The following is a 26,235-nucleotide window of genomic DNA, read 5'->3' as shown; positions in this document are numbered from 1 at the left end:
GCTACGAGGTGATGTCCTTGCGGGTGAAGCGCCAGAACGCCAACCCCCAGAACAGCGTCGCGTAGCTGATCGCCGAGATGCAGCCGCGCACCACGTCGTCGGTCTGCACCGGAGTCGACAGCAGACCCAGCCAGGCGGTGCTGAAGTGGGTGGGCAGGAAGTCGCGCAGCGCGCCCAGGGCGGTGATCTGGTCCAGGATGCTGGACAGGATCCAGAGCAGAACCGCACCACCCACAGCGCCCAGCGCGGCGTCCGTGATCACCGACAGCAGGAACGCCAGGCCGGCCACCACCAGCAGTACGACGGCCAGGTAGCCCAGCACGGCCAGCAACCGGAGCAACCCCTCGGTGGGTTCCAGCTCGGCGGCGACGGTGCTGCGCAGCGGTGACCAGCCGTAGCGCAGGGTGCCGGCCAGCAACGCGGTGCCGGCCAACAGCACCAGGGCCAGTCCCGAGTACGCGAGCGCGACCACCAGCTTCACGGTCAACAACCGGGCCCGGGGCACCGGGATCGCCAACAGGTATCGCAGGCTGCCCCAGCTCGCCTCGCTGGCCACCGTGTCGCCGCAGAACAGCGCGACGACTACCACCAGCAGGAACGACGCCGACACGAAGATCGAGAACAGGGTGAAGTTGAGCCCGCCCGACGTGGCCAGCTCGACCAGGCTGGCGAACTCGTTGCGACCGTTGTCGTCGTCGCCGCCCGAGTCGAACTGGAACGCGATCAGGATGATCAGCGGCAGCAACACCATGAACCCGAGCGCCAACTGGGTCCGCCGTCGGGACGCCTGCCGACGGAACTCCGCCACGAACGGCATGGTGGCCGACGGCCGGTAGCCACGGGCCTCACCCGCGTCAGTAACAACCATCACCGGTCACCGCTTCCCCGAGAGTTCTCGCCCACCAGGGCGAGGAACGCGTCCTCCAGGCGCCGCCGAGGCACCACCCGGTCCACCCCGATGCCGGCGCGCACCAGCTCCGCCACCACCTCGCTGCGGGCCGTGCCGTTGGTGTCGACCACCAGTTGGCCGTCGCTCTCCGGCAACACGCGGACCCCGTGCAGCCGGTCCAGCACCGCTCGCGCCGCCACCGGGTCGGTGACGTCGAAGAGCACGCTCGGCGACTCGCCCACGATCTCCTCCACCGGCCCGGACGCCACGATCCGGCCCTTGTTCACCACCACCGCGTGCGTGCACGTCTGCTCCACCTCGGCCAGCAGGTGACTGGAGACCAGCACCGCCCGACCGTCAGTGGCGTACCGCTGGAGCACCCGGCGCATCTCGGCGATCTGCGGCGGGTCCAGCCCGTCGGTCGGCTCGTCCAACACCAGCAGTTCGGGAAGACCGAGCATGGCCTGGGCGATGGCGAGCCGCTGGCGCATCCCGTGGCTGTAGTTCTTGATCCTCCGGTGCACCGAGTCGCCCAACCCGGCGATCTCCAGCGCCGCGTCGAACTGCGCGTCCTCCCACGGCCGCCCGGTGGCCCGCCAGTACGCCTTCAGGTTGTCCAGACCCGACAGGTGCGGCAGGAAACCCGGCCCCTCCACCAGCGCCCCGATCCGGGACAGCACCGGCGAGCCGGGCACCAGCCGACGACCGAAGACGTAGATCTCCCCGGCGGTCGGCTGGGTCAGCCCCATCAGCACCCGCAGGGTGGTGGTCTTGCCGGCGCCGTTCGGCCCGAGCAGACCCACTACCTGACCGGGGTGGACCTCGAAGTCCACGTTCGACACGGCGACGAAGCCGTCCGCGTACTCCTTGCGCAGCGCGCGCACTGCCAGCGGGGTGTCCGCGTACTCCGGGTGCACCGACCGGTCCTGGCGGCGGTGCCGGCGGCGGACCAGTGCGACGACCACGACGAGCCCGATCACGATGGCGGCGAGCAGGCCGGCGAGCACCCAGCGCCAGATCGTCGCCGCGGTGGGGATCGGCTCACCGCTGACAGTGGGCAGGATGACCGCGCCGTCAGCGGCCACCGTGTAGACGGTCGGCGCGGCCGGCGTGGTGTACGCCTGGTCGGAGGTGGCCACCACCAGCCGCAACCGGTGCCCGGCCTCCACCCGGTGCACGATCCCCGGCAGCGTCACGGTGACCGGGCGGGCGTCCTGCACCTGCTGCGGAAGGCCGGTGAGCCGGATCGGGGCGACCAGGCCGTTCGGCAGGGTGGCCGCGCCGTCCGGGTCGACGTCGTAGAGCTTGACGAAGAGCACCGCCTCGCCGGTCGGCGACGCGGCCCGCACCGTGACGGTGGGCGCACCGGCCACGTCCACGGCCTCGGTCAGCGGGGTGGACTCGAACTGGGCGTGCTGGCCCGGCACGTCACCGGCCACGCCGTCCAGCAGCGAGGCGAGTCCGCCGGCGAACGGGATCGAGGAGATGGCTGCCGGGTTGCCGTTCGGCGGGTTCGCGATCGGCTGTGCCGGGCCGGCGACAGTCACCTCCCGACGGGCGTTACCGGTGAGACCCGGGTAGTCGGGGCGGCGGAAGCCGGTGGCGACGAGGCCCCTGTCGAGCGCGTCGAAGCCGGCGATCCGCGACCAGGTGAAGTCGTCGCCGGGCGCGTCGCCCTCGCCCTTGACGTAGTGGTCGAGCCACTGGACGGTCAGGAACTTCACCCGGTCCTCGTCCGAGCGGGGTCCACTGCCACCGTCGTGCCCGCCGGTGAACCAGGCGACCCGCACCGGGGTGCCGGCGGCGGCGATGCCGCGCGCGTTGGCGTCCGCCTCACCGAGCGGGAAGAGGGTGTCCGCCTCACCCTGCACCAGCAGGGTGGGTGCCTTGATCCGGTCCAGCACACCGGCCGGGCTGGAGCGGCGCAGCAGGTCCACGGCGGCCTGGTCGGCACGGCCGGTGGTGGCGATCCGCAGGTACGCGGCGCAGACGTCGGCGGCGAACCGACCGCAGGACGGGTCGGCGGCACCGGCCGGGGCGCCACCGGGACCGGTGCCGGGGCCGGCGCCCGGCCCGGGGCTGGGCGGGCCGGCCGAGGCCGGTGCGCCCTGCGGCTGGGCGGCGGTCGCGCCGGAGAGCCCGGCCGGGCCGGAGCCCACGTTGCCGCCCCCGCCGAAGAAGAGGCCGGCCCAGCCCTTCTTGAACACACCCTCGGTCGGCGCTGCGCCGGTGCTCTCCGGCAGGAACGCACGGGAAAGATCGTTCCAAGTGATCATGGGCACGATCGCGTCGACCCGGCGGTCCTGGGCGGCCAACAGCAACGCCAACCCACCGCCGTACGAGCCACCGACCACACCGACCTTCGGGTCGCCGGCGGCGTCGGTGCGCACCTCCGGCCGCGCGGCCAGCCAGTCCAGCAGCCGCTCGGCGTCGCGTACCTCGTAGTCCGGGTTGTCCAGGTGGATCTCACCGCCGCTGCGGCCGAAACCCCGCGCGGTCCAGGTCAGCACCGCGTAGCCGCGCCCGGCGAACTCCTCCGCGTCGGAGCGCACCGACTCCTTCGTGCCGCCGAAGCCGTGCGCCAGCAGCACCGCCGGCACCTTCCGACCGGACGAGGCGTCGTCCGGCAGGTAGAGGGTGGTGTCCAGGTTCACCGGTTGGTCACCGGACGGTCCGGAGCGGACGGTGAGCATCGCGCTCTCGGTGCGTACGCCCGGTCCCTGTGGCCACACCGCCCAGGTCACGGCGGCGGCCAACAGCACGACGACCACCGCGGCGGCGATCGCCCGGCGGCGGGTGGGCAGGGCACGCCGGAACCACGCGGCCGGCGACGGCGATGTCATGCGGCACACGGTACGGCCCGCAGCCTGAGCGTTGGCTGAGATCCGCCGTACGTCCGTCCGGTTGCCCCGATCGGTGCGCGGTGGGGTGCGAGCGCGCAACGTCCGACGCGGCACAGCGAGTTGAGTTCGGATCCCGTGAATTCCGATCTTCCACGGATATCCACCTCGATCCCTCCATGTCACACCCACAGCGGACACAGAGCGTGGCGGTAACGCGGACAAATGGTGACATGGCTCGAAGTGACGCGAACCTGACTCGCCGAGTGAGGTCTGACCAGGCGGGGGTTCGATTAGTTTTCCGGTCCGGTGCACGGGACTTGTCGGCCAGCCCGACGCCGCGCCGATCAGCGCCCCACGCCGGAGGAGACACACATGACAGTCCCCGCGCCGCGGGCCCGTCGACGGCCGTCCACGCTGGGCCGGCTGCTGCCCCTGCTGCTCATCGGAGCACTGCTGGCGCCGTTGGGCCTGCTCGTCACGTCGAACTGGCGGCAGGTCACCGACGACCGGGACCTCGCCGCCCGGGAACGGCTCGGCGTGCAGTACCTCACCGCGCTGGCGGCGGTCACCGACGCCCTCGTGGAGGCCCAGTCCAACGCGGTGAACGGCCGCCCTGTGGCCCGGGAGGCGTTGAACGGGGCTGTCGAGAAGGCCGCCGCTGTGGACGCCCGCATCGGCGGGGAACTGCTCAGCCAGGAACGCTGGGCCGGCGTACGGGCCAAGCTGGAGGCACTGCGCGGCCGCAGCGCCACCGATCCCGAGGCCGCCTACACCGCGTACGGCGAGGTCTCCGACCTGCTGCTGGCCCTGCACCGGAAGGTCCGGGAGAGCTCCGGGCTGGTCCGTGACCCCGAAGCCGACTCGTTCTTCCTCCAGGACAGCGCCGGCCAGGAGCTGCCCGAGGCGGTGGTCGGCGCCGGTCGGCTGGCCGACCTGGCCACGCTCGTCAGCCGTCGGCCGGCCGCCGAGCGACCGCGCGGCCTGCTGGAGCTGACCGGCCTGCGGGTGTCCGCCCTGACCCCTGCCGCGGACCTCGTCGACAACCTGCGCTCGGCCGTTGACGGTTCGGAGAGCACCGACCTCGGCGCCAACGTGCTGACCCCGCTGGACACCTACCAGCGTTCGGTGGAGGCGCTCGCCGGGTACTCCCTGCCAGCCAAGGAGACCGGCGTGGTCGACCCGGGCCAGTTGAGTGCCGCAGCGGTCAGCTCGCACCGCTCCGCCCGCCAACTTCAGCCGGTCATCCTCACCGAGCTGGACTCCCTGCTGGCCGAGCGCATCGACCGGCTCGACCGGGACCGCTGGCTGACCGCCGGGGCGGGTGTCATCGCCGTCCTGCTGCTGGGCTGGCTCGCGGCGATGCTGGTCGCCGCCGGTCGCCGGGCACAACGGCGGGCCGCCCTGGCCGCTACCCACGCGGAGAGTCCCGACACCCCGCCGCAGCGCGACCCGTGGCAACCGCCGACCGACGAACCGCGTGCGCTGCAACCGGTCGGCGTGGCCCGTGACCCGGAGACCGCACAGTGGGGGGCGTTCGATGCTGCTCGGTAGGCTCCGGATCCGCGGCAAGCTCGCGCTGCTCGTGGTGATTCCGCTGCTCAGCATGGTCGGCCTGGCCGTGCCGGTGATGCTCGACCGGATCACCGCGGCACAGCGGGCCGGCGACACCGCCGAACGCGTCCGGCTCGCCAGCCGGGTCGGCAGCCTGGTCCAGGACCTCCAGCAGGAACGCATCCTCTCCGTCGGCTTCCTGCTCGGCCGGGTCGAACGCGGTGAGCTGGTCCGTAAGTCCGCCGACGTGGACGACCGGGTTGCCGACCTGCGGGCGGCGCGGAGCGACGCGCTGACCGACGAGGTCGACAGCGCCCTCGACGGCGTGTCCAGCCTCGTCGAGCTGCGCACGGCAGTCCTGGCCCGAGCCGCCAAACCGGGTCAGGTGATGGACGCGTTCGGCCCGGTCAACAAGGGGATCATCGAGTCGCTGCGGCTGGTGGTCGGGGTGGACACCGACACGTTGCCGGGCCGTCAGGTGCTCGCCCTCGACGGGCTGCTCCGCGCCGACGAGGGCCTGGGGACCTGCGCCACCCTGAGCCTGTTGGTCAAGGCGATCGGCACACCGGAAACCACCGCCGGGTACGTGGCGTGCATCGCCGCGCTCATGGTCGACAACTCGCGCTTCCGCAGCCTGATCACGCCCGAGCAGCTCAAGGTGGCCCAGCTCAACGACGCCGCCGTGGCCGCGCGTACCCAACCCGACTTCCTGATCAGGAGCGCCCGCGATCCGGCGGCCGCGGTCAGCGATGTGACGATCGAGGCCCTGTTCCCGGCCGTCCGCACGATGATCCGGCTCGGCCAGTTCGTCGAGAAGAAACTGATCGCCGACGTGCTCGCCGAGGTGACGGCCGAGCAGCGGCGCGCGCTGACCGCCGCGTACCTGGTCGGCGCCGCGGCGGCGTTGATCCTGACGCTGGTCGTGCTGCTCAGCGTGGCGGTGGCCCGGACGGTGGCCCGACCGTTGACCCGACTCACCCGCTCGGCCGACCGGGTCGCCCGGGTCGCCGAGGCGGAGCTGGTCCGGGTCACCGACGACGAGGCGGAAAGACACCATGCGGTCCGGCTGGAGCCGGTGGACATCCGCGCCAACGACGAGATCGGCGACCTGGCGCGGGCCTTCGACAGGGTGCAGAACACCGCGGCGCAACTGGTCGAACGGCAGGTCGCCGGCCGACGCAACGTGGCGCAGATGTTCGGCCACGTCGGACGGCGTACCCAGAACCTGGTGGGTCGGCAGATCGCGCTGATCGACCGGCTGGAGCAGCAGGAGGCCGACCCGGGCCGCCTGGAGCACCTGTACCGACTCGACCACATCTCCAGCCGGTTGCGGCGCAACGCCGGCAGCCTCGTGGTGCTCTCCGGCTCGGCCGGGGCCGACGCGCACACCGCGCCGGTGCCGCTGGCCGACGTGGTCCGGTTGGCGCTCGGTGAGATCGAGGACTACACCCGGGTGGAGGTGCAGGTGCCGGCGGGCGTCTCGGCCGCTCCGGCGGTGGTCGGTGACCTCGTCCTGGCGCTGGCCGAGCTGATGGAGAACGCCACGGTCTTCTCTCCGCCGCACACCCGGGTACTGGTGGCCGCCGAGACGTCCGGCCTCGGCGCACGGCTCACGGTGGTGGACCACGGCATCGGCATGAGCGAGCAACGCATGGCCGAGGAGAACGCCCGGCTCACCCGCCGGGAACGGCTCGACCTGGCCCCGACCGAGGTCCTCGGTCTCTTCGTGGTGGGCCGGTTGGCCCGCCGGCACGGCTGGCAGGTCGCCCTGGCCGCCACCGGCGGCGGAGGGGTGACCGCGCAGCTGGAGATCCCTTCGACGTCGCTGGTGCTACGCCGCGCCGACCGTGCCGGGGCCACAGTGGCCCGCGCGGCGGTGCCGGATCGGGACCGGCGTACGACGGCGACGCCCCACCCCGAGCACGAAGCGCGGCCCAGCGCGGTGGCCGTCGCCGCGCCGGCCCGCTTCGACTCGGATCTGCTGAGCCGGGCCACCCTCAGCCTGGACGCCGGCCCGTCCTGGAACGCGTTCGGTAGGGGCCAGCCGGAGCAGGCCGTTCCCGAACCCCAGAACCCGGAACCGGTGGGCAAGCCGGGCGGGCCACGGGTGCGGCAGCGGGTGCCCGGGGCCACACTGCACGCCACCGCCCCGACGACCCGGCCGGTGGACGCCACCAGCGCGGACCCCGCCGCGGCCCGCGCGCTGGTCGAGGCCTTCCAAGCCGGTGTACGCCGCGCCGAACTGCACGTGGCGCCGGGCCTCGACGGCGCGTCGGCGCGGACGGCCAGCGACCCGTCGGCCGGGGCCGGGGCGGCCGTGGTGGACTTGGGCGCGACCGTCGACCTACCCAGCACCCCGGGAGGCGCCGGCCCCACGGTGCCGCGTGGTGGTGGCTCGACCGATGCCGCACCGGAGCGGCCCCGGTTGAGCCGACGGGTGCCGGGAGCGAACCTCACCGCCATCCCGGTCTGCCAACCGCCCAGCACCAACCTCGGTGACCCGAACGAGGTCCGCGACCTCATCAGCGAGTTCGAGGCGGGCGTCGCCCGCGCTCTCCGCGAAGTCAGCCCCGACCACCGGAACGAAGAAGGATCATCACGGTGACCAGCCCCTTCCTGCACGACAATGTCGACCAGAGTCAGCCCAGCGCCAATGGGGACCTCAGCCCGGAGGCCCGTACGTTCAACTGGCTGCTGGACTCCTTCACCTCCAGCACCGCCGGGGTCCTGGAGGCGATCGCGGTCTCCTCGGACGGTCTGCTGATGGCCATGTCGGCGATCAAGGATCGGTCCAACGCGGAGCGGTTGGCCGCCGTCGTGTCCGGAATGACCAGCCTCGCCGGTGGGGCCGCCAGTTGGTACGCCCTCGGCGGCCTGAACCGGGTGATCGTCGACATGGCCGACGGCTACCTGCTGATCAGCGCGATCAGCAGTGGTTCCGTGCTCGGGGTGGTCGCCGACCGTTCGGCGAACCTGGGCACCGTCGCGTACGAGATGACGCTCTTCGCCGGGCGGGCCGGTGGCGCCCTGACCCCGCGACTGATCGTCGAGTTGAAGAACGCCGTTCAGCAGTGACCCCCGACGTCGCCGGCGAGGATCCGGATCCGGACCCGAGGGTTCGGATCCGACCGTACCTGCGCACGTCACCCCCGACCGGGGTGGGCGCGGCGGCGACACCGGCGCTGCCCGAGCCGGAGCCGGACGGGGACCAACCCACCGGTCCCCGTCCGTTCGTGCTCACCTCCGGGCGGGTCGCGGGCGCCGACCCGGCGATCGGGCTGGAGACCCAGGTGACCGCCCGCATGGACAGCGGCTGGTGGGCCGGCCCACCCGGCGCGCTGCTGGCACCGGAACTTCAGACCATCATCGCGCTCTGCCTCGAGCCGATCTCGGTGGCCGAGATCTCGGCCCGCGCCCGACTGCACTTCGGCGTGACGCGGGTCCTGGTCGGCGATCTACGCGCCGCCGGGCACCTGGACGTGCACGTGACCGACACCGACGACGCTGTCGACCCCGATCTCATCCTGCGAGTGATTGATGGACTCCGTGCGATCTCCTGAATGGCCGGTCGCCCCGCTCGGCGGGGTCGCCGCGAACAGCGCCGCCGCCCGTTACGGCATGTCCCCGGGCACCGGGCCGATAGTCGGGCGGGCCGGTCCCCCGCCGACCGCGCCGCCTCCGTACCGGCCCCCGGCCGGCGCGGGGTCGACGTCACCTCCGTCCGGTAAGCCGGCCGCACCGCCGATCCCGGTCAAGATCCTGGTGGCCGGTGGGTTCGGGGTGGGCAAGACCACCACAGTGGGTGCGATCTCCGAGATCGCGCCACTGACCACTGAGGCCGAGATGACCACCGCCGGGATCGGCGTGGACGACCCGGGTGCCCGGTCCACCAAGACCACCACCACTGTGGCGATGGACTTCGGCTGCGTGACGATCGACCGCAGCCTGAAGCTCTACCTGTTCGGCACGCCGGGGCAGACCCGGTTCGGCTTCATGTGGGACGACCTGGCCCGGGGAGCGCTCGGCGCGCTGGTGGTGGTGGACAGCGCCCGACTGGACGACTGCTTCCCGGCCATCGACTTCTTCGAGCGGGCCGGGCTGCCGTTCGTCGTCGGGGTCAACGCCTTCGACGGGCGGCTGGCCCTGGAACTCGGCGAGATCCGTTGGGCGCTGGCCATCGGTGACCATGTGCCCCTGGTGCAGTTCGATGCCCGCGACCGGCTCTCGGTGCGGGACGCACTACTTGTCGTCCTGGACCGCGCGCTGGACCGCGCTACCCGGGACAGGAGGGCCTGAGCCGACCAGCTCCGGCCGTGGCGGGAAGAGGTGATCTGGTGAGGGGCGACCTGGACGAGACGCTGGCCCGGCTGGCCCGACGTGTGGAGGCGTCACGCCGTCGGGCCGCCGACCGTGACGACACCACAGCACCGTCGAGCCCGCCCGGCCTCGGCGGTGACACCCGCAACGCCCGGTCGGGCCGGCACGCGGGGGTGGAGACTCCGAGCGAGGTGGCCGGCTGGGGGCCGGTCGAGGAGGTGGCCGAGGCGGTCCGCCAGGTCGTCGGGGCGTACCCCGGGCTGGCGGTGACAGTGCAGGTGGAGCACGCCGGGCGGACGTACCCGATGCGGGTCTCCTGGGACGGGCCTGCCGTCACTGTCGGACCCGTTGCCCCGCCGACGCCCGTGGAACCCCCGCCGGCCTGGCCGCTGTCCGGCCGGACGGTGCCCGCCTGGGCACCCGGTCCGGACGGGTTGACGCCGGACCCGGCGGCCCGGTTGGCCGAGCTGATCCGAAGCGACCCGACGCTGTTGGACGAGCTGGATCCGCGGCGCTGACCGGCGGGGCTGGCTGACGGCGGCTACGGTCGGGCAGTGGCGCAACCCGACCTGACCCTGACGGCGAGCCTGCGGCCGGCGGCGCTCGACGCCCGACGGGGCATCGTGCGCCTGCACCCGGAGGCGCTGACAGCGCTGGGGCTGCGCCCCGGCGACCCGGTCCGCCTTGTCGGCCGCCGCGAGACGGCCGGGATCGCCGCGGCGGCCGGGCCGGGCGCGAGCAGCGCCCTGCTGTACGCCGACGACCTGACGTTGGGCAACCTGGGTCTGCGCGACGGCGGTCAGGTGCGGGTGAGCCCGGTGCCGTTGGTCTCGGCGAGCCGGGTCGTCCTGGCCGGGCCGGTGGGGGTCGTCGCGGCGGTCAGCCCGGAGATGCTCCGGCTGGCCCTGCTGGGCAAGGTGCTCACCGCCGGGGACGACGTGTCGCTGCTGCCGCAGGACGTGCTGCCGGACGCCTCGGTCCGCAGCCTGGTCGAGGCGGCACGACGCAGCCTCGCCAACACCGTCGGTTTCGCCTGGACCAGCACGCTGCTCAGCGTGGTCACTGTCGAGCCGGCGACCGGCGCCCTGGTCACCATGGACACGTCTGTTGCCTGGGAGCACGGTGCGACGACCCACGGCGGGCCCGCCCCGGCCGGCGCCACGTCGACCCGGCCGGGTACGAGCGCCGACACCGTTGCGGCGGAGGACGCGCCCGACGTGGACGAGTTGCCCGGGCTGCGGGCCCAGGCCGAGGAACTGACCGAACTGCTGGACCTCGGCTTCCACCACCGGGAGGTGCTGGGTCGACTGGGCACCACCATCTCGTTGGGGGTGTTGCTCGTCGGCCCGGCGGGCTCCGGGAAGTCGGCGCTGGTCCGGGCCGTGGCCGCCCGGGTCGGTGCGCGCGTTCACCCGCTCTGGGCGCCGGAGGTGGCCGCGTTGACCAGTCAGGCCGCCGCCGAGCGCTTGCGCGTCGCGGCATCGGCGGCACGGGCCGAAGGCCCGGCGGTACTGCTGGTCACCGACGTCGAGGCGCTCGCACCCGCTGACGACCCCGGTCCGGTGGCGACGGTGTTCCGTCAGGTGCTCGCGGAGAGCATTCGGGCCGGCGTCGCAGTGGTCTGCACGACCGGCCGACCGGAGGCGGTCGACTCCGCGCTTCGCGCGCCCGACCTGCTGTCGCTGCGGATCAGCGTCCCGCTCCCGGATCAGGCGCTGCGCCGCGAACAGCTCACAGTGCTGACCCGGCAGGTGCCGTTGGCCGACGACGTCCGGCTCGACGAGGTGGCCGCGCGTACCCCCGGGTTCGTCGCTGCGGACCTGGCCGCACTGGTCCGGGAGGCCGGGGTACGCGCGGCGCTGCGGCAGAAGTCCGCCGAGACGCCGACGGTGTCGATGGCCGACTTCACCGCCGCCCGGGAGGTGGTCCGGCCCACCACGATGGCGGCGTCCACGCTGGATCTGGCCTCGGTGACACTGGACGACGTGGGTGGCCTGGACGAGGTCAAACAGACGCTGACCGAGTCGGTGCTGTGGCCGTTGACCTACCCGGACACCTTTGCCCGGCTCGGCGTGCAGCCGCCGCGCGGCGTGCTGCTCTACGGGCCGCCGGGCTGCGGCAAGACCTACCTGGTCACCGCGCTGGCCGGGTCGGGGCGGGCCAACGTGCTGTCGGTCAAGGGGGCGGAACTGCTCTCCAAGTGGGTCGGTGAGAGCGAACGCGCGGTTCGCGAGCTGTTCCGTCGGGCCCGGGAAGCGGCCCCCACGCTGATCTTCCTGGACGAGGTGGACGCGCTGGCGCCGGTACGCGGCCAGGCCACCGACGGGGGCACCACGGACCGGGTGGTCGCCGCCCTGCTCACCGAGTTGGACGGGGTGGAGACGCTGCGCAACGTGGTGGTGGTCGGTGCGACGAACCGGCCGGACCTGGTCGACCCGGCGTTGCTGCGGCCGGGCCGGTTGGAGCGGCTGGTCTACGTGCCACCGCCGGACGGGCCCGCCCGCGCGGAGATCCTGCGGGCCGCGTCCCGGCAGGTGCCGCTGGCACCGGACGTCGACCTGCCGGCTCTCGGTGACGAGCTGACCGGCTTCTCCGCCGCGGACTGTGCGGCGCTGATTCGCGAGGCGGCGCTGGCCGCGATGCGGGAGTCGCTCGCCGCCGCCACTGTCACCGCCGAGCACGTGTCGACAGCGCGGGCCCGGGTACGACCGTCGCTGGACCCGGCGCAGGTCGCCGGCCTGGCCGCGTACGCCGCCAACCGGGAGTGATCAGACCAGCGCAACCTTTCGCCGGCCCCGACGGGCAGCTCAGAAGGCGGGCGGCGTCGAATCGAGGCAGATTTCGGCGCGTACCGTGCCGTCGTCCTCGCGGAGTTTCGCGCCACACTTTTCCAAGACGGCGACCGCGCCGATGTTGTCCGGGGTCGTCTCGGCGACCACCGCCCGCATGCCCGCTCGAGCGGCGGCGTTCAGCAACTCCCGTAGGGCGGCCGCGCCGATTCCCTGCCCGCGCGCCGACCGGCCGAGCCACATCCCGGTCTCCACAGTGCGCGGCTCGTCACAGCGCGTCATCCGGACCATGCCCATCACCTCGCCGCCGACGAGGATGGCGTACATCTGCGAGCCGGTTGGGCCGTCCAGCCCGCCGAAGCTTGCCCGATGGAATTCGCGGAACGCCTCGCGACGGGCGAGCGACCAGCCGGCGGGTGCCTCGACCGGGGGCATCACATCACCCGGCTCCGCCTCCGCAGCCGCTACGGAGAGCAACGGCTCCAGGTTCCGTTCGTCCACCGGCTCCAGCCGGACCGCACCCGCCACGTGCCGCAGTCTGCCGCCCTCATCGGCCGAAGTCCACCCCATTGGCCATCCACTGGCGGTCCGGACAGCGGTACCGGCCGGTCGGGCGGCCCGGGTGTTCCACATCACGCTCTGTTGTCACCCGACCGGGTGTCACCGGCCCGAAACGCCTACCCGAACTCGCAGAACACCACCGAAGCGTCGTCGGTTGACTTGTGCCGGCGCAGCCGGTCGGGGTGGTCGCGCTCGGCGTCCCGCACCCTGTCGATCAACGCGCCCGGACCGTCGGCGCTCAGCAGGTCGAGCAGACCGGCCCAGTCGGTCAGCGCGAACTGCTCCACCGCGCTGGACGCGCCGTCACTGAGCAGCGCCGCCCGCCGTAGCGCCCCCGGACCGTGTCGGGGCGCGGTCCCGGTGACCGCGTGGAAGGCCGCGTCCGGGTCGGAGGCCGCCACCCAGTAGCCGTGGGTGCGGTTCATCCGCTCCCGCTGGACGCTCACGGCGTGCCGGAACCGGGTGACCGGGTCCGCCGCGCCGCCCGGCACGACGGCCACTGTCTCCCGCAGCTCCGCCATCGCCGCGTCCAGCCGGTTGTCGGTGACCACGCTGACCTGCCCGCCGGCGTCGAGGACGAGCGGGCTGTCGCAGAGCACCAGGTAGTCCACCTGGTCGCCGCAGTCCCGCAGGAGGCAGACAGTGCTGGACGGGGTGCCCGGGTGGTCGAGGTCGCACTGCCCGCCGTGGTCGGCGCGCACCGCGAGGATCGCCGCGGCCAGATTGCTGGTCAGCCGGGCGGCCGGGCGTACCGCCTCGGCGACGCCGATCCGGGCCGCCAGGTGCCGGACGTACCACTCGGGCCCGTGCACGCAACCGGTGTCGAAGCCGTCCGGCACCGTCGCGCCGTCCAGGACACCGACCAGCGGGCCGAACCGGAAGACCAGATCCTCGTTGACCGGCCGACCCGGGGACGGCGCGGACGCGGAGCGTACCCGCATCACCGGTGCTCCCACCTGCGGTTGGTGGCGGTCATTTGTCGCTCCCTCCGTCGCCTCCGGCCACCTGCCGGCGCCCCGGAGCGCTCCCCGCGTACCCCTTGGGCCTGGCGACATTCCTGCAGGCGACAAACGCTGCGATCTTGCACTTTGTGTCCCGACAAAGACGCACAAAAGACGCGAATCGACGACAGTAAGTGCAAGATCGCGGGATCGCGCGGGATCGCGCGGGAGCGCGCGGGAGCGCGGGAGCGCGCGGTTAACGGCGGCGGTTACGGGCGCGCGACGAGCGCAACCGTCGGAGTCGGCTGATCAGCACGGGGTCGGCGGCCAGGGCTGCCGGATTGTCCAGCAGGCCGTTGAGCAGCTGGTAGTACCGGGTCGACGAGATCCCGAAGGTGTCCCGGACGGCCTGCTCCTTGGCGCCGGCGTGCCGCCACCACTGCTGCTCGAAGGCGAGGATGGCGCGCTCCCGCTCGGTCAGCCCCGCCGCCGGATCAGCGGGATCAGTGGGCTGCGCAGACTCGTCGGCGGGTGGTGCCAGCTCGTCGGTGGTCTCGATGGGCGGCGCCGGTCGGGGGTTCGGGACTGTCGGCCCGGCAGCACCCGCGACCTCACCCGGACGAGCGTCGATGGACGGCTCGGGGGCGGCCGGGGTGGTGTCGGCGGACATGTCGTTCAGCCTAGTCAGCGGCGACCAGGGACGCAGCAGGCGGCGCGGCCGGTCCTCACCGCCGGGAACCCCGACGGCCGGGCCGACCGCGCCGCGTCACTTCGGTCAGGTCAGGAGATGTCGCGGCGACGCATCGCCCAGAGCGCCGCCCCGAGGATCACCACCACCCCGACCGAGAGCAGGACGGAGGACTGCTGCCAGGTAATCTCCATCGTGGCCGGCTTGCACTCCCCGTAGTAGGTCGCGTTGCAGGCGTTCCAGTCCTCCAGCTTGACCGTCTTCGTCATCCAGGCCACCGCGTAGGTGGGCAGCAGCCACGCCTCGGCGAACCGCACGCCGGCCATGGAGAGCAGGATGCCCAGGCCGAACTGGCCGACCACCATCACCGCCACCACGCCACCGAGGGCCATCGCTGTGTGCCGACCGAGCGAGGCGAGGGCGAAGCCGATGGTGGTGAGCACCAACACCAGCACCACACCGCGTACGCCGGTCAGCATGAACGACTGCCAGACCCCCGAGGTCATCTTCTCGGTGCTGCCCCGGAGGTTGGCGATCGCCCAGAACCCGGCAAACCACAGCACCGCGGCAGGCAGCGTCACCGCCAGGATGCCGGTGAGCAGCGCGGCCAGCTTGGTGAGCAGTACGGTGAGCCGCTTCGGCCGCCAGAGCAACAGGTTCATCATGCCGCCGGTGCTCCACTCGGCACCGACGAAGGACGCTCCGATGACGAACCCGACCAGGGCGAGGATCGCCGCGAACGGGATCAGTGTCTCGTCGAACGTCTCCTTGAAGTCGAACGTCGACGGCAGGAACCACTCAGCCTTGATCTCCTCCCGGGGCGGCGGAGTGATCACCGAGCAGTCGTCCGGGTAGCGGCCTTCGGTCGCCGTGCCGGAGGCCTTGGCCTGCGCACACGCGACGCGCTCCTGCTCGCTCCAGCGCACCTGCTCCTGGTACTGCTGGTCGGCCTGACGCTCGGCCCGGGCGAGCTGGCCGGCATCGATCTTCTGGTTGGTGAAGAACACCCCGACCACCACCGCGGCCAGCACCAGCAGGCCGAGCAGTGTCATGTAGCGGGTGAAACGCCGCTTGCTGAGCCGGCGCAGCTCGGTACGAAAGAGGCTCACGCGCCCCACCCTCCCCCGGCGGGACCGGGCTGACCCGTCCCACCGACCTTCATGGACTCGTCGACCTGCCGGTGCTGGCCGGGTACCGGCGCGGTGGCGGTCAGTTCGAGGAAGACGCTCTCCAGGTCGACGGCGATCGGCGCCAACTCACTGACGTAGAGGTTCTTCTCGGCGAGCAGCCGGGTCACCGACGCCGGCTTGTCGACGCCGGCCAGCATCAGGTGGTCCGGGTGACCGGTGACCCGGATCCCGGCCTGGGTGAGCGCCTCGGTGGCCACCGGCAGGTCGCTGACCGCCTCCAGCCGGATCCGGACCGCACCTGACGAGTGCTGCGCGAGCACCTCGTCGACCGGGCCGAACGCGACCCGCCGGCCCAGCGAGATGATGGTGACCGAGTCGCAAATCAGCTGGATCTCACCGAGGATGTGACTGGACAGCACCACTGTCATTCCGGACTCGGCGAGGGTACGCATCAGCGTGCGCATCTCCCGGATGCCGCCCGGGTCGAGGCCGTTGGCCGGCTCGTCGAGGATGAGCAGCTTCGGGTTCTTCAGCAGGGCCGAGGCCACGGCGAGCCGCTGTTTCATGCCCAACGAGTACGTCTTGACCCGCTCGCCGGACCGGTCGCGCAGCCCGACGAGTTCCAGCACCTCGTCGACCCTGACCGCCGGCACCTCGCCTGCCCCCGCGAGCAGGGACAGCGTGTCCCGGGCCGTGAAGTGCGGGAAGAACTGCGGGCTCTCCACGATCGCGCCGACCTGGCCGGCGACAGTGGGCAGCGCGTCGGGAACCTCGTGCCCGAGCAGCGCCATCCGGCCACCGTCGGGCCGGATCAGGCCGAGCAGCGTACGCAGCGTGGTGGTCTTGCCGGACCCGTTGGGACCCAGGAAGCCGTGCACCTGCCCCGCGTCGACCCGCATGTCGAAGCCGTCGAGCGCATTGCGGGTGCCGCGTCGACGACTCTTGTACGTCTTACGTAGACCTTCGATCTCCAGGACAGCTGGCAAGCTGCACCTCCCCCGATGGGTGGGCGTGACAGCCGACACCATACGCGGTATGCAGAAGCGCGCAATACGCGGTATGCATCGACGCGCCGATCAGGCTGGTTCATCGACGCAGCGTGACCTCTCAGGCGCAGATGACCTGTACGCCGGCGGCGCGGAACGCGTCAACCACCTCCGGCGCGGCACCGGAGTCGGTCACCAGCGTCTCCACCCGCTCGACCGGGCAGATCCGGGCGAAGGCGTGACCGCCCAGCTTGGACGAGTCCGCGATGATCACGACACGCTTGGCGCGGGCCACCATCAGGTTGTTCATCGCCGCCTCCCCCTCGTGGTGGGCGGCGGCGCCGAGCTGCGGGTCGATCGCGTCCACGCCGAGCAGGGCGACGTCCAGGGTGACCTCGCGCAGCAGCGCCCCACCCAGCGGGCCGACCAGCTCGAACGACTTCGGGCGCACCACGCCGCCGGCCACGACCACCTTCATCCGGGATCGGACCAGCAGCTCGTTGGCGATGTTCAGCGCGTTTGTCACCACTGTGAGCTGGGCACCCTCGGCGCTGGTGTTCAGATCCGGTCGGACGGCGAGAGCCCTCGCCACCTCGGTGCTGGTGGTGCCGCCGTTCAGGCCGACCACGGTGCCCGGCGTGACGAGCGCGGCGGCGGCCGCCCCGATCCGCTGCTTCTCGGCCGAGTGCTTGGCCGTCTTGTAGCGCAGCGGCAGGTCGTACGACACGCCGTTGGCGACCGCGCCACCCCGGGTCCTCGTGATCATTTGCTGCTGCGCGAGCTGGTCGAAGTCACGCCGGATGGTGGCCTGGGAGACGTCCAGCCGCTCGGCTGCCGCCTCGACGCTGACCCGGCCGTTGTCGGTCAGCATTTCGAGCAGGGCGTTCCATCTGGCGTACCGGTCCACTGCGGGGGCCCTCCCAGCAACTGCACGGACGGTGATTGATTGCGTGCACACTAGTGCGCGAAACTGGGCTGGCGCAAAAGACTGACCTGCGCGATCGGCCGGCCGGTTGCCATGGTCACCCGCGTTCGCGCAGAATAACGCGCGAAATGCGGGTCTAACGAGCCGTATTGCGCACCGGTCGGCCCTGCGAGGAGTTTCCCATGGCGTACGTGGACGCGGAGATCGCGAGCCAACCCGACTGCTGGCGGGAGGCGGCCGGGCTGGCCGAGGTCGTACGCGGTGACCTGCCACGCCCCGGGGAACGGGTCGCCGTCGTCGGTTGCGGCACGTCGTGGTTCATGGCGATGGCGTACGCGGCCCGCCGCGAGCAGGCCGGCCAGGGTGAGACCGACGCGTTCCAGGCGTCCGAGTTTCCCGCCGGCCGCCGCTACGACCGGCTGATCGCGATCACCCGTTCCGGCACCACCACAGAGGTGCTGGAACTGCTCGCCGCGCTGCGCGGACGGACACCCACCACAGTCATCGTCGGCGACCCCACATCCCCGGCGGTCGAGCTGGCCGCCGCCACCGTGGCCCTGCCCTTCGCCGACGAACGGTCGGTGGTGCAGACCCGCTTCGCGACCACCGCGCTGGCACTGCTCCGGGCCCAGCTCGGCGACCCGGTGACAGCGCTCGCCGCCGACGCCGAGGTGGCGGTGCGATCTCCCCTGCCGATCGACCCGGCCACCATCGAACAGGTCACCTTCCTCGGTCGGGGGTGGACGATCGGGCTGGCCCAGGAGGCGGCGCTGAAGTGCCGCGAGGCGGCCACCTTCTGGGCCGAGGCGTACCCGGCGATGGACTACCGGCACGGGCCCATCTCGGTCGCCGCGCCGGGCCGGCTGGTCTGGGCGTTCGGTGAGCTGCCCGACGGGCTGCCCGAGGACGTGGCGGCCACCGGCGCGGCCTTCGTGCACAGCCGCACGCACGGCTGGCGCACGGTGCTGGGCAGCTGGTCCGCCGGCCGTACCCCGGTCGACCCGATGGCCGACCTGATCCTGGCGCAGCGCTTCGCTGTCGCGCTGGCCACCAGCCGGGGCCTCGACCCGGACGCGCCCCGCCACCTGACCCGGTCCGTGGTGTTGGCGTGAGCGCGAGGAGTGAGCCGGGGTTGCGAGCCCCGCGGTCGCGAACCGAGCTGGCGCCGTGAGCGACCGCGTGGTCGTTGCGCTGGACGTCGGCGGCACCGGCATGAAGTGCGCCCTGGTCCGACCGGACGGCGTCGTGGTGCGCACCGAACGACACCCCACCGAGGCCGCGCGCGGCCCGGCCGCCGTGGTCGGCACCATCCTGAACGTGGCCGGCGGGCTGGCCGACAAGGCCCGCGCCGACGGGCTCACCCCGATCGCTGTCGGCATCGCCGTGCCCGGGGTCGTGGACGAGGCACGCGGCGTCGCGGTGTGGTCGGCGAACGTGGGCTTCCGGGACGTACCCCTGCGGGACCTGACGGTGCGACGGCTCGGCCTGCCGGCGGCCCTCGGCCACGACGTGCGTGTCGGTGGTCTCGCCGAGGCCCGGCTCGGCGCCGGACGCGGCACCGGGCACGTGCTGTTCGTGGCCATCGGCACCGGCATCGCCGCCGCGCACGTCGTGGATGGCACGGCTGCGGTGGGGGCCCACGGCGCCGCCGGGGAGATCGGCCACATCCTGGTTCGGCCCGACGGTCCGCGCTGCGGCTGCGGCCGCCCCGGCTGCCTGGAGGCGGTCGCGTCGGCCGCCGCCGTCGGCCGCCGCTACGCCGAACTGGCCGGCGACACCGCGGACGCCCCGGTGACCGCGGCCGAGGTGGCCGAGCGGGCCGCAGCCGGCGAACAGCTCGCCGGCCAGGTCTGGCAGGAGGCGGTCGAGGCGCTCGCCGACGGCCTCGCCAGCGGGCAGGCGCTGTTCGACGTGGCGACGATCGTGCTGGGCGGCGGCCTGGCCCAGGCCGGGGACCGGCTGCTGACCCCGCTGCGGGCCGCGCTGCACGAACGGATGACCTTCCACCGGGAGCCGCGACTGGTCGCGGCAGCCCTCGGCGACGAGGCCGGTTGCCTCGGTGCCGCCCTGCTCGCCCTGGACGCCGTGGGTGTCCGTGACAATCGGGAGAAGCGATGACCGTACGGGTGAACGGCCGAGTGGTGACCCCGACCGGAGTCGTCCGGCAGGGCTGCGTCGAGTGGGACGGTGATCGGATCACAGCGGTGACCGAATATCCGTCGGTGCGCGACGGGCACTGGATCGTGCCCGGCTTCGTGGACATGCACACGCACGGCGGTGGCGGGCACACGTTCACCACCGGGGACGCGGACGAGGCCCGCGCGGCGGCCGACTTCCACCTCGCCCACGGCACCACCACGCTGCTGGCCAGCCTGGTCAGCGCGCCCTTTCCACTAATGCGTACGGCCACCGAGGCGTTCGCCCCGTTGGTCGAGGAGGGCGTGTTGGCGGGGGTCCACTTCGAGGGGCCGTACCTGTCGGCCGCCCGTTGCGGCGCGCAGAACCCGGAGTACCTGCGCGACCCGTCGACCGACGAGCTGACCGAGCTGATCAAGCTGGGCCGGGGCGCGATCCGCATGGTCACCCTCGCCCCGGAGCGCGACGGCGCGCTGGAGGCGATCAAGCTGCTCACCGCGCAGCGGGTGGTGGCGGCGGTGGGCCACACCGACGCCACGTACGAGCAGACCCGCGCCGCGGTCGCCGCCGGCGCCAGCGTCGGCACCCACCTGTTCAACGGCATGCGGCCGGTGCACCACCGTGAGCCGGGGCCGGTGGTGGCCCTGCTCGACGCGCCCACTGTGATCTGCGAGCTGGTCGCCGACGGGATTCACCTGCACGACGGCATGCTGACCTTCGCCACCGCGACCGCCGGCCCGGACCGCGCCGCGCTGATCACCGACGCGATGGCCGCCGCCGGCATGCCCGACGGCGAGTACGAGCTGGGCGGCCAGGCTGTCACCGTCGCCGACGGGGTGGCCCGACTCGCCCGTGACGGCGCTATCGCCGGCAGCACGCTGACAATGGACGCCGCGCTGCGGCACGCCGTGAACGCCGGAATCCCGATTGCCGACGCCGCACGGATGGTGGCGACCACCCCGGCGCGGGCCATCGGCCTGGGTGACCGGGTCGGGTCCCTCCAGGTGGGCCTCCGCGCCGACCTGGTGGTGCTCGACGACGACCTCAACGTGGTGCGGGTGCTGCGCGGCGGCTCCTGGGTGGAGTGACGAAGGCACCCGTGGCCGCTCGCATCCGCCGGGTCGTCTCGGCCGAGCCGAGGTGCGACGCGGAGCCTTTGGAGCTGAATCGCTTACGACATCAGCCTCGTACCGAACATCAGCCTCGTACCGAACATCAGCTCGTACCGACAGGTTCGACGACCGGACGTGAGGCGGCCCCGCGCCGATTCGTTTGCGACATCAGCTCCAAAGGCCCCCAGCACATACTCCCAACGCCATGGGGAGCAGGCGGAGGCCCAGCTCAACCGATGGCGGGGACGTCGACGCCGAGGACGGCCTGCTCGTCGGGGCGGTGCACCAGCACGTCGGACAGGTACGACTGGACCGCGTGGCGCATGCCGACGTCCCGGCCCGCCTTCTCGGAGAGCAGCCACTTGTGCTCGATGATCTGGGCGAACAGCTCCTGCGGCTCCAGCTTGCGGCGCAGGTGCGCGGGGACGGCACGGACCACCGGCTCGAAGACCTCGGTGAGCCAGCGGTGGGCGGCCTGCTGCTCGTCCATCAGGTCGCTCTCCGCGCGGTAGGCGTCCAGGTCGTTGAGCAGCTTGCGGGCCTGGTTCTCCTCGGCGTCCAGGCCGGTCAGCCGCAGCAGCCGCCGGGTGTGGTAGCCGGCGTCGACGACCTTCGGCCGAACCAGGAACCGCCCGTCGTCGATTGACGACATGGCCACCTCGGCGACGTCGAAACCCAACTCGTTGAGGCGGCGGATCCGGCCCTCGATGTCGTGCCGGGCCTCCCGCTCGATCGCCTGCTCATAGGTGATCTCGTGCCAGAGCCGCTCGTAGCGCTGCACGACCTCCTCGCAGACCACCTCCGGGTCGATGGACTCGTGCAGCAGACCGGCGGCCTGCAGGTCCAGCGCCTCACCGAAGATGTTCACCCGGGCGATCTCCAGGTCCTCGCCGCGCTGACCGTTGGAGAGCTTGTTGTGCAGGGCACCCGTCTCCGCGTCCACCAGGTAGGCGGCGAAGGCGCCAGCGTCCCGCCGGAACAGCGTGTTCGACAGCGAGCAGTCGCCCCAGAAGAAGCCGGTCAGGTGCATCCGCACGATCAGGGCGGCGAGCGCGTCGAGCAGCCGGCTCATCGTCTCCGGTCGAAGGGTGTGTGAGAAGAGCGCCCGGTACGGCAGTGAGAACTGCAGATGCCGGGTGATCAGCACCGATTCGAGCGGCTCCCCGTCCTCGGTCTGCCGGTCGGCGACGACAGCCACCGCCTCGACCGAGGGAAAGTCGATCCGCTCCAGGGCCCGGAGCAGGTCGTACTCCCGCTCGGCGATCCGCTCGCGGGTCTCCTTGAACGCGTACACGTAGTCGCCCAAGCGGACAAAGCGGACGATGTGCCGGGAGATGCCCTGCGGCAGCGCCACCAGGTGTTGGGCAGGCCACTCCTCCAGCGGTGTCGACCAGGGCAGGTCGAGCAGCGCCGGGTCCACGAGGGCAGACGTGATCCGCACGGGCACAAGCATGACTGGTCGCCCCCCGCATCCGCTCCTGATCGTGGTTGGGCCCACAGCGCCGCGCACCGCGGCCTCGCGCCGGGCCGGTAGCGTGGTCGCGTGCTCAAACCCACAGCGGTACGACGTGACCTGCGGCTACGGCCCGTCCGCCCGGCCGGCTGGTGGTTCGACGCGCTCCTGCTGGTCGGTCTGGTCGGGTTGACGGTGGCGCTCGCCGCAGACCAGTTCTTGGGATTGGACCGGGCGGTCGCCGACTGGGCCGACGGGCACCGGCCGGCCGCCGCGTACTGGGTCGCCCGGGTGCTGAACTTCCTCGGCCAGGGCACCCCACTGACGTTGATCGCCGCCGGGCTGGGCGTGCTGCTGGCCGTCCGGCTGCAGTCGGTGCGACCGATCCTGCCTCCGGTGGTCGCGTTCGTGCTGACCAACCTGACGATCGGCCCACTCAAGATCTGGACCGCGCGGGCGGCACCGAGCGCCAGCGTCAAGGAGCCGTTCCTGACACCCGAGCAGACCCTGCCGCTGTTCCACGACGACCTGCCGGTGCGGTTCGCCCAGTCCTACCCGTCGGGGCACGTCGCCAACGCGATCGTCTGGTACGGGGTCATCGCGCTGCTGCTCGCCCCGCTGGCCCGCAGCTTCGGCCGCCACCTGCCGACCCGGCTCGTCACAGTGATCCGCGTCGTGCCGCCGCTGGTCGTCCTCACCACCACCACCTACCTCGGCTGGCACTGGCTGACCGACTCGGTGGCCGGGCTGCTGCTGGGCCTGCTCCTGGACCGTCTGCTGCACCGGGCACCCTGGGACGGCGTGCCGCTCCCCGGCCGGTTACGCGAGTGGGATCGCCCGTTCACCTCGTACCCCTAGGTTCTGGTACGTGGATCAACTGGCGCGGCGGCTGGGCGTACCCGATGCGGTTGTCATCGGGCTGGGCTCGATGCTGGGTGCGGGCGTCTTCGTGGTCTTCGGCCCGGCGGTGGCGGCGGCCGGCGGTGCCGGTCTGCTGCCCGCGCTGGTGCTGGCCGGATTCGTCGCCTTCTGCAACGCGACAAGTTCGGCGCGGCTCGCGGCCCGTTACCCGGAGTCCGGCGGCACCTACGTCTACGGCCGGGAGCGCCTCGGGCCGTTCGCCGGATTCCTCGCCGGCTGGGGCTTCGTGGTCGGCAAGACGGCGAGTTGCGCCGCGATGGCGTTGACCGTCGGGGCGTACCTCTGGCCGGGCCAGGCCCGGCTGGTCGCCGCCGGCGCGGTGCTCGCGGTGACCGCAGTGAACCTGCGCGGCATCGGCAAGACCGCCACAGTGACCAGGGCGTTGGTCGCGCTGGTGCTGGCGGTGCTGGCGTTGGTCGCCGTCGTCGGCCTGGTCGGTGGGCCTGTGCATCTGGACCGGCTCGGCGAGCCCGGCGGTTCGGCGCGGGGCGTGCTCACCGCCGCCGGGTTGCTGTTCTTCGCCTTCGCCGGGTATGCCCGGATCGCCACGCTGGGCGAGGAGGTCCGCGACCCGCAGCGGACCATCCCGCGCGCGGTGCCGCTGGCGCTCGGAGTGGTGCTCGTGATCTACCTGGTGCTGGCCGTGGTCGCCCTCGGCGTGCTCGGCGCCGACCGGCTGGCCGACTCCGCAGCGCCCCTGGTCGACGTGGTGACCGCCGCCGGGCTGCCCGGCCTGGCGTGGGTGGTCCGCGCCGGTGCCACCATCGCGGTCGTCGGGGTGCTGCTGTCCCTGGTCGCCGGGGTCGGTCGGACCACCCTCGCCATGGCCCGCCGCCGTGACCTGCCCGGCGCGCTGGCCGCCGTGCACCCGGTGCACCAGGTGCCGCACCGCGCCGAACTGGCGGTCGCCGCCGTGGTGATCGTGGTGGTGCTGCTCGGCGACGTACGCGACGCGATCGGCTTCTCCAGCTGCACGGTGCTGGTCTACTACGCGATCACCAACGCCGCTGCGCTCACACTGGGCCGCGACCCGGACCGACGGTTGCCGGTCCGGGTGCTGGCCGGTCTGGGGCTCTTCGGTTGTCTGCTGCTGGCGGTCAACCTGCCGCTGGGCAGCGTTCTCGTCGGCTTCGGTGTGCTCGCCGTCGGTGCCGCCTTCTACGCGCTGCCGGCCCGCCGCTGACCGAGGCCGACGGCCGGAGTCAACGGCTCAACCGCTGGTAGCGGCGCACGGCCAGCGGGGCGAACGTCGCGATCAGCAGCACCGGCCACAGCACCGCCAACAGCATCGCGTGCTCCGCCGGCCAGGAGTCGCCACCCAGGCCCGGGTTGCCGAACAGTTCACGGATCGCCGCGACGGTGGCCGACAACGGATTCCACTCCGAGATCGTCCCGATGACCGGGGGCATCAGCTCGGGCGACACGAAGACGTTGGAGATCGCGCTCAACGGGAACGCCGCCGGGAAGACGATCACGCCGACCGTGTCCGGGTTGCGGACCAGCAACGCCAGGTAGATCCCGACCCAGGTGATCGCGATTCGCAGCAGCAGGAGGAGGCCGACGGCGAGCATCGCCTTGCCGACACCCTGCCGCCACTGCCACCCGACGAGCAGGCCACACACCAGGAGGGTGGACATCTCCAGCAGGGCGCGCAGCAGGTCGGCGGCGCTGCGACCGGTCATCAGGGCGGACCGTGCCATCGGCATCGACCGGAACCGGTCGACCACGCCCCGGCTGAGGTCGAGCGCCACGCCGGTCGCGGTGGCCCCCAGCCCGTAGAGCATCGTCATCACGAAGACCCCGGGCAGCAGGAACTCGCGGTAGTCGCCGCCACCCGCCACCTGCATGCCGCTGCCGAACACGTACCCGAAGACCAGCACGAACATGATCGGCAGCGAGAAGTAGAGGATCAGCTCCTCGGGAGCGCGGACCACGTGAGTCATGTTCCGCCTGGTCATCGTCCAGCCGTCAGCGATCGCGGTGGTCATGCCATCTCCACAGTTCGTCCGGCCCCGACGGACTCGCGGGTGTCGTCCGGCCGGTGCCCGGTCAGGTGCAGGAACGCCTCGTCCAACGTCGCGCGCCGCAGACCGATGTCCTCGACAGCGATCCCGGCGTCGTCCAGCGCGCGAACCACGTCGACCAGGCCGGTGACGCGATCGAGCACCGGCACGCTGAGCCGTCGGACCTCCCTGTCGAGTTCGGGCTCCGCACCGCAGATCGGCGCGACGAGGCGGGCCGCCTGGCTCAGCTCGGCCGCGTCGCGGACCACCACCTCGATCCGGTCGCCACCTGTCATCGCCTTCAGCTGGTCGGGTGAACCCTCGGCCACCACCCGGCCGGCGTCGATCACCGAGATCCGGTCGGCGAGCTGATCGGCCTCCTCCAAGTACTGCGTGGTGAGCAGCACCGTCGTCCCGTCCGCCACGAGACCGCGGACCAGGTCCCACACCTGGTTGCGGCTGCGCGGGTCCAGGCCGGTCGTCGGCTCGTCCAGGAACAGCACCCGCGGCGTACGGATCAGGCTCGCGGCAAGGTCCAGTCGGCGACGCATCCCACCCGAGTACTCACCGGCGGAACGACTCGCCGCCTCGTCGAGCCCGAACCGTTCCAGCAGCTCACCGGCGCGTCGGCGGGCCTCCCGTCGGCCGAGCCGGAACAACCGGCCGAACAGCTCCAGGTTCTGCCGGCCGCTGAGGATCTCGTCGACCGCTGCGTACTGCCCGGTCAGCCCGATCCGGGCGCGCACCTCGTCCGGCCGGCGCGCCACGTCGTACCCGGCCACTGTGGCCCGTCCCGTGTCGAAGCGCAGCAGCGTGGTGAGGATCCGTACGGCAGTCGTCTTGCCAGCGCCGTTCGGCCCCAGCAGTCCGTGGACCGTGCCGGGCGGCACTGTCAGGTCGAACGTGTCGAGCGCGCGGGTCGGGCCGTACCGCTTGCCCAGACCCTCGGCGACCACTTCGAATGTCGTCATGCCCCCACGATGCGGCCGG

The 26,235-nt window shown here is 72.4% G+C and carries 23 protein-coding genes; 12 read left to right on the top strand and 11 right to left on the bottom strand.

Annotated features, from left to right (window positions below):
* Position 1: 1 nt before the first annotated feature.
* Together OG992_RS23335 and OG992_RS23330 are read right to left on the bottom strand one after the other, a co-directional pair.
* Positions 2-868, bottom strand: coding sequence for an ABC transporter permease (locus OG992_RS23335; protein ID WP_238683077.1), 867 nt, complete (start codon positions 866-868; stop codon positions 2-4).
* A complete protein-coding gene (locus OG992_RS23330) occupies positions 868-3,732 on the bottom strand; it encodes an alpha/beta fold hydrolase (protein ID WP_266304310.1) in 2,865 nt (954 codons plus the stop codon). The genes OG992_RS23335 and OG992_RS23330 overlap by 1 nt, the downstream gene beginning before the upstream one ends.
* A gap of 372 nt (positions 3,733-4,104) precedes the next feature.
* Here OG992_RS23330 and OG992_RS23325 point away from each other — a divergent pair, with 372 nt between their 5' ends.
* Genes OG992_RS23325 through OG992_RS23295 form a run of 7 tightly spaced genes read left to right on the top strand, consistent with a single transcriptional unit; the run spans position 4,105 to position 12,368 of the window.
* Positions 4,105-5,283 (top strand): hypothetical protein, encoded by a 1,179-nt coding sequence (locus OG992_RS23325; protein WP_238683075.1) that lies wholly within the window; start codon positions 4,105-4,107, stop codon positions 5,281-5,283.
* The gene (locus tag OG992_RS23320) at positions 5,270-7,888 is read left to right on the top strand and encodes a sensor histidine kinase (RefSeq protein ID WP_266304309.1); all 2,619 of its coding nucleotides are present in this window, start codon (positions 5,270-5,272) and stop codon (positions 7,886-7,888) included. Before OG992_RS23325 ends, OG992_RS23320 begins: the two co-directional genes overlap by 14 nt.
* Positions 7,885-8,358 (top strand): roadblock/LC7 domain-containing protein, encoded by a 474-nt coding sequence (locus OG992_RS23315; RefSeq protein ID WP_091402960.1) that lies wholly within the window; start codon positions 7,885-7,887, stop codon positions 8,356-8,358. Before OG992_RS23320 ends, OG992_RS23315 begins: the two co-directional genes overlap by 4 nt.
* Positions 8,355-8,843, top strand: a complete 489-nt coding sequence (locus OG992_RS23310) for a DUF742 domain-containing protein (RefSeq protein WP_238683073.1) — start codon at positions 8,355-8,357, stop codon at positions 8,841-8,843. Before OG992_RS23315 ends, OG992_RS23310 begins: the two co-directional genes overlap by 4 nt.
* On the top strand, positions 8,821-9,579 hold the full coding sequence (locus tag OG992_RS23305) for an ATP/GTP-binding protein (RefSeq protein ID WP_238683072.1): 759 nt from the start codon (positions 8,821-8,823) through the stop codon (positions 9,577-9,579). Before OG992_RS23310 ends, OG992_RS23305 begins: the two co-directional genes overlap by 23 nt.
* A gap of 38 nt (positions 9,580-9,617) precedes the next feature.
* Positions 9,618-10,118 carry a hypothetical protein gene (locus OG992_RS23300; RefSeq protein WP_266304308.1) on the top strand — a complete coding sequence of 167 codons (501 nt, stop codon included), beginning with the start codon at positions 9,618-9,620 and terminating at the stop codon, positions 10,116-10,118.
* A gap of 36 nt (positions 10,119-10,154) precedes the next feature.
* Positions 10,155-12,368 carry an AAA family ATPase gene (locus tag OG992_RS23295; protein WP_266304307.1) on the top strand — a complete coding sequence of 738 codons (2,214 nt, stop codon included), beginning with the start codon at positions 10,155-10,157 and terminating at the stop codon, positions 12,366-12,368.
* A 39-nt stretch (positions 12,369-12,407) separates the two neighbouring features.
* On the opposite strand, the gene OG992_RS23290 is transcribed toward OG992_RS23295, so the two are convergent.
* The 6 genes from OG992_RS23290 to OG992_RS23265 all read right to left on the bottom strand — a co-directional run bounded on the left by OG992_RS23290 (position 12,408) and on the right by OG992_RS23265 (position 17,602).
* Positions 12,408-12,917 carry a GNAT family N-acetyltransferase gene (locus OG992_RS23290; RefSeq protein WP_266304306.1) on the bottom strand — a complete coding sequence of 170 codons (510 nt, stop codon included), beginning with the start codon at positions 12,915-12,917 and terminating at the stop codon, positions 12,408-12,410.
* A gap of 149 nt (positions 12,918-13,066) precedes the next feature.
* Positions 13,067-13,891, bottom strand: coding sequence for a hypothetical protein (locus OG992_RS23285; protein ID WP_266304305.1), 825 nt, complete (start codon positions 13,889-13,891; stop codon positions 13,067-13,069).
* Between the two features lie 256 nt (positions 13,892-14,147).
* Positions 14,148-14,561, bottom strand: coding sequence for a DUF3263 domain-containing protein (locus OG992_RS23280; protein ID WP_238683067.1), 414 nt, complete (start codon positions 14,559-14,561; stop codon positions 14,148-14,150).
* Positions 14,562-14,671: 110 nt separating this feature from the next.
* Positions 14,672-15,688, bottom strand: coding sequence for an ABC transporter permease subunit (locus OG992_RS23275; RefSeq protein ID WP_238683066.1), 1,017 nt, complete (start codon positions 15,686-15,688; stop codon positions 14,672-14,674).
* On the bottom strand, positions 15,685-16,695 hold the full coding sequence (locus OG992_RS23270) for an ABC transporter ATP-binding protein (protein ID WP_091403013.1): 1,011 nt from the start codon (positions 16,693-16,695) through the stop codon (positions 15,685-15,687). The genes OG992_RS23275 and OG992_RS23270 overlap by 4 nt, the downstream gene beginning before the upstream one ends.
* Positions 16,696-16,816: 121 nt before the next feature.
* Complete coding sequence (locus OG992_RS23265; protein WP_091403015.1) at positions 16,817-17,602, bottom strand: DeoR/GlpR family DNA-binding transcription regulator; 786 nt, start codon at positions 17,600-17,602, stop codon at positions 16,817-16,819.
* Positions 17,603-17,802: 200 nt separating this feature from the next.
* Between OG992_RS23265 and OG992_RS23260 the strand changes: the two genes are divergently transcribed.
* Genes OG992_RS23260 through nagA form a run of 3 tightly spaced genes read left to right on the top strand, consistent with a single transcriptional unit; the run spans position 17,803 to position 20,844 of the window.
* Entirely contained in the window at positions 17,803-18,732 is a 930-nt protein-coding gene (locus OG992_RS23260; protein ID WP_266304304.1) for an SIS domain-containing protein, read from the top strand.
* Between the two features lie 55 nt (positions 18,733-18,787).
* The gene (locus OG992_RS23255; RefSeq protein WP_266304303.1) at positions 18,788-19,738 is read left to right on the top strand and encodes an ROK family protein; all 951 of its coding nucleotides are present in this window, start codon (positions 18,788-18,790) and stop codon (positions 19,736-19,738) included.
* Entirely contained in the window at positions 19,735-20,844 is a 1,110-nt protein-coding gene (gene nagA / locus OG992_RS23250) for an N-acetylglucosamine-6-phosphate deacetylase (RefSeq protein ID WP_266304302.1), read from the top strand. Before OG992_RS23255 ends, nagA begins: the two co-directional genes overlap by 4 nt.
* 253 nt (positions 20,845-21,097) lie before the next feature.
* Here the strand turns inward: nagA and OG992_RS23245 are convergent, their stop codons facing one another.
* Complete coding sequence (locus OG992_RS23245; protein WP_266304301.1) at positions 21,098-22,321, bottom strand: DUF4032 domain-containing protein; 1,224 nt, start codon at positions 22,319-22,321, stop codon at positions 21,098-21,100.
* 120 nt (positions 22,322-22,441) lie between these two features.
* Between OG992_RS23245 and OG992_RS23240 the strand changes: the two genes are divergently transcribed.
* Together OG992_RS23240 and OG992_RS23235 are read left to right on the top strand one after the other, a co-directional pair.
* Complete coding sequence (locus OG992_RS23240) at positions 22,442-23,179, top strand: phosphatase PAP2 family protein (RefSeq protein WP_266305260.1); 738 nt, start codon at positions 22,442-22,444, stop codon at positions 23,177-23,179.
* A gap of 10 nt (positions 23,180-23,189) precedes the next feature.
* Complete coding sequence (locus OG992_RS23235) at positions 23,190-24,425, top strand: APC family permease (RefSeq protein ID WP_266304300.1); 1,236 nt, start codon at positions 23,190-23,192, stop codon at positions 24,423-24,425.
* Positions 24,426-24,444: 19 nt separating this feature from the next.
* Here OG992_RS23235 and OG992_RS23230 read toward each other — a convergent pair whose 3' ends face one another.
* Both OG992_RS23230 and OG992_RS23225 read right to left on the bottom strand, forming a co-directional pair.
* Complete coding sequence (locus OG992_RS23230) at positions 24,445-25,230, bottom strand: ABC transporter permease (protein WP_238683061.1); 786 nt, start codon at positions 25,228-25,230, stop codon at positions 24,445-24,447.
* On the bottom strand, positions 25,227-26,216 hold the full coding sequence (locus tag OG992_RS23225) for an ATP-binding cassette domain-containing protein (protein WP_266304299.1): 990 nt from the start codon (positions 26,214-26,216) through the stop codon (positions 25,227-25,229). Before OG992_RS23225 ends, OG992_RS23230 begins: the two co-directional genes overlap by 4 nt.
* Positions 26,217-26,235: the final 19 nt, after the last annotated feature.

It is taken from the genome of Micromonospora sp. NBC_00362 (assembly GCF_026342155.1).
GTDB lineage: Bacteria > Actinomycetota > Actinomycetes > Mycobacteriales > Micromonosporaceae > Micromonospora > Micromonospora hortensis.
Note: the sequence above shows the minus strand (reverse complement) of the source record. Positions and strands in the feature narration are given on the sequence as shown.

What these genes read in the sequence shown, in the direction of transcription:
- OG992_RS23335 (WP_238683077.1), bottom strand. Translation starts at nt 868, where the DNA reads ATGGTTGTTACTGACGCGGGTGAGGCCCGTGGCTACCGGCCGTCGGCC.
- OG992_RS23330 (WP_266304310.1), bottom strand. Translation starts at nt 3,732, where the DNA reads ATGACATCGCCGTCGCCGGCCGCGTGGTTCCGGCGTGCCCTGCCCACC.
- OG992_RS23325 (WP_238683075.1), top strand. Translation starts at nt 4,105, where the DNA reads ATGACAGTCCCCGCGCCGCGGGCCCGTCGACGGCCGTCCACGCTGGGC.
- OG992_RS23320 (WP_266304309.1), top strand. Translation starts at nt 5,270, where the DNA reads ATGCTGCTCGGTAGGCTCCGGATCCGCGGCAAGCTCGCGCTGCTCGTG.
- OG992_RS23305 (WP_238683072.1), top strand. Translation starts at nt 8,821, where the DNA reads ATGGACTCCGTGCGATCTCCTGAATGGCCGGTCGCCCCGCTCGGCGGG.
- OG992_RS23285 (WP_266304305.1), bottom strand. Translation starts at nt 13,891, where the DNA reads ATGCGGGTACGCTCCGCGTCCGCGCCGTCCCCGGGTCGGCCGGTCAAC.
- OG992_RS23280 (WP_238683067.1), bottom strand. Translation starts at nt 14,561, where the DNA reads ATGTCCGCCGACACCACCCCGGCCGCCCCCGAGCCGTCCATCGACGCT.
- OG992_RS23260 (WP_266304304.1), top strand. Translation starts at nt 17,803, where the DNA reads ATGGCGTACGTGGACGCGGAGATCGCGAGCCAACCCGACTGCTGGCGG.
- nagA (WP_266304302.1), top strand. Translation starts at nt 19,735, where the DNA reads ATGACCGTACGGGTGAACGGCCGAGTGGTGACCCCGACCGGAGTCGTC.
- OG992_RS23245 (WP_266304301.1), bottom strand. Translation starts at nt 22,321, where the DNA reads ATGCTTGTGCCCGTGCGGATCACGTCTGCCCTCGTGGACCCGGCGCTG.
- OG992_RS23230 (WP_238683061.1), bottom strand. Translation starts at nt 25,230, where the DNA reads ATGACCACCGCGATCGCTGACGGCTGGACGATGACCAGGCGGAACATG.
- OG992_RS23225 (WP_266304299.1), bottom strand. Translation starts at nt 26,216, where the DNA reads ATGACGACATTCGAAGTGGTCGCCGAGGGTCTGGGCAAGCGGTACGGC.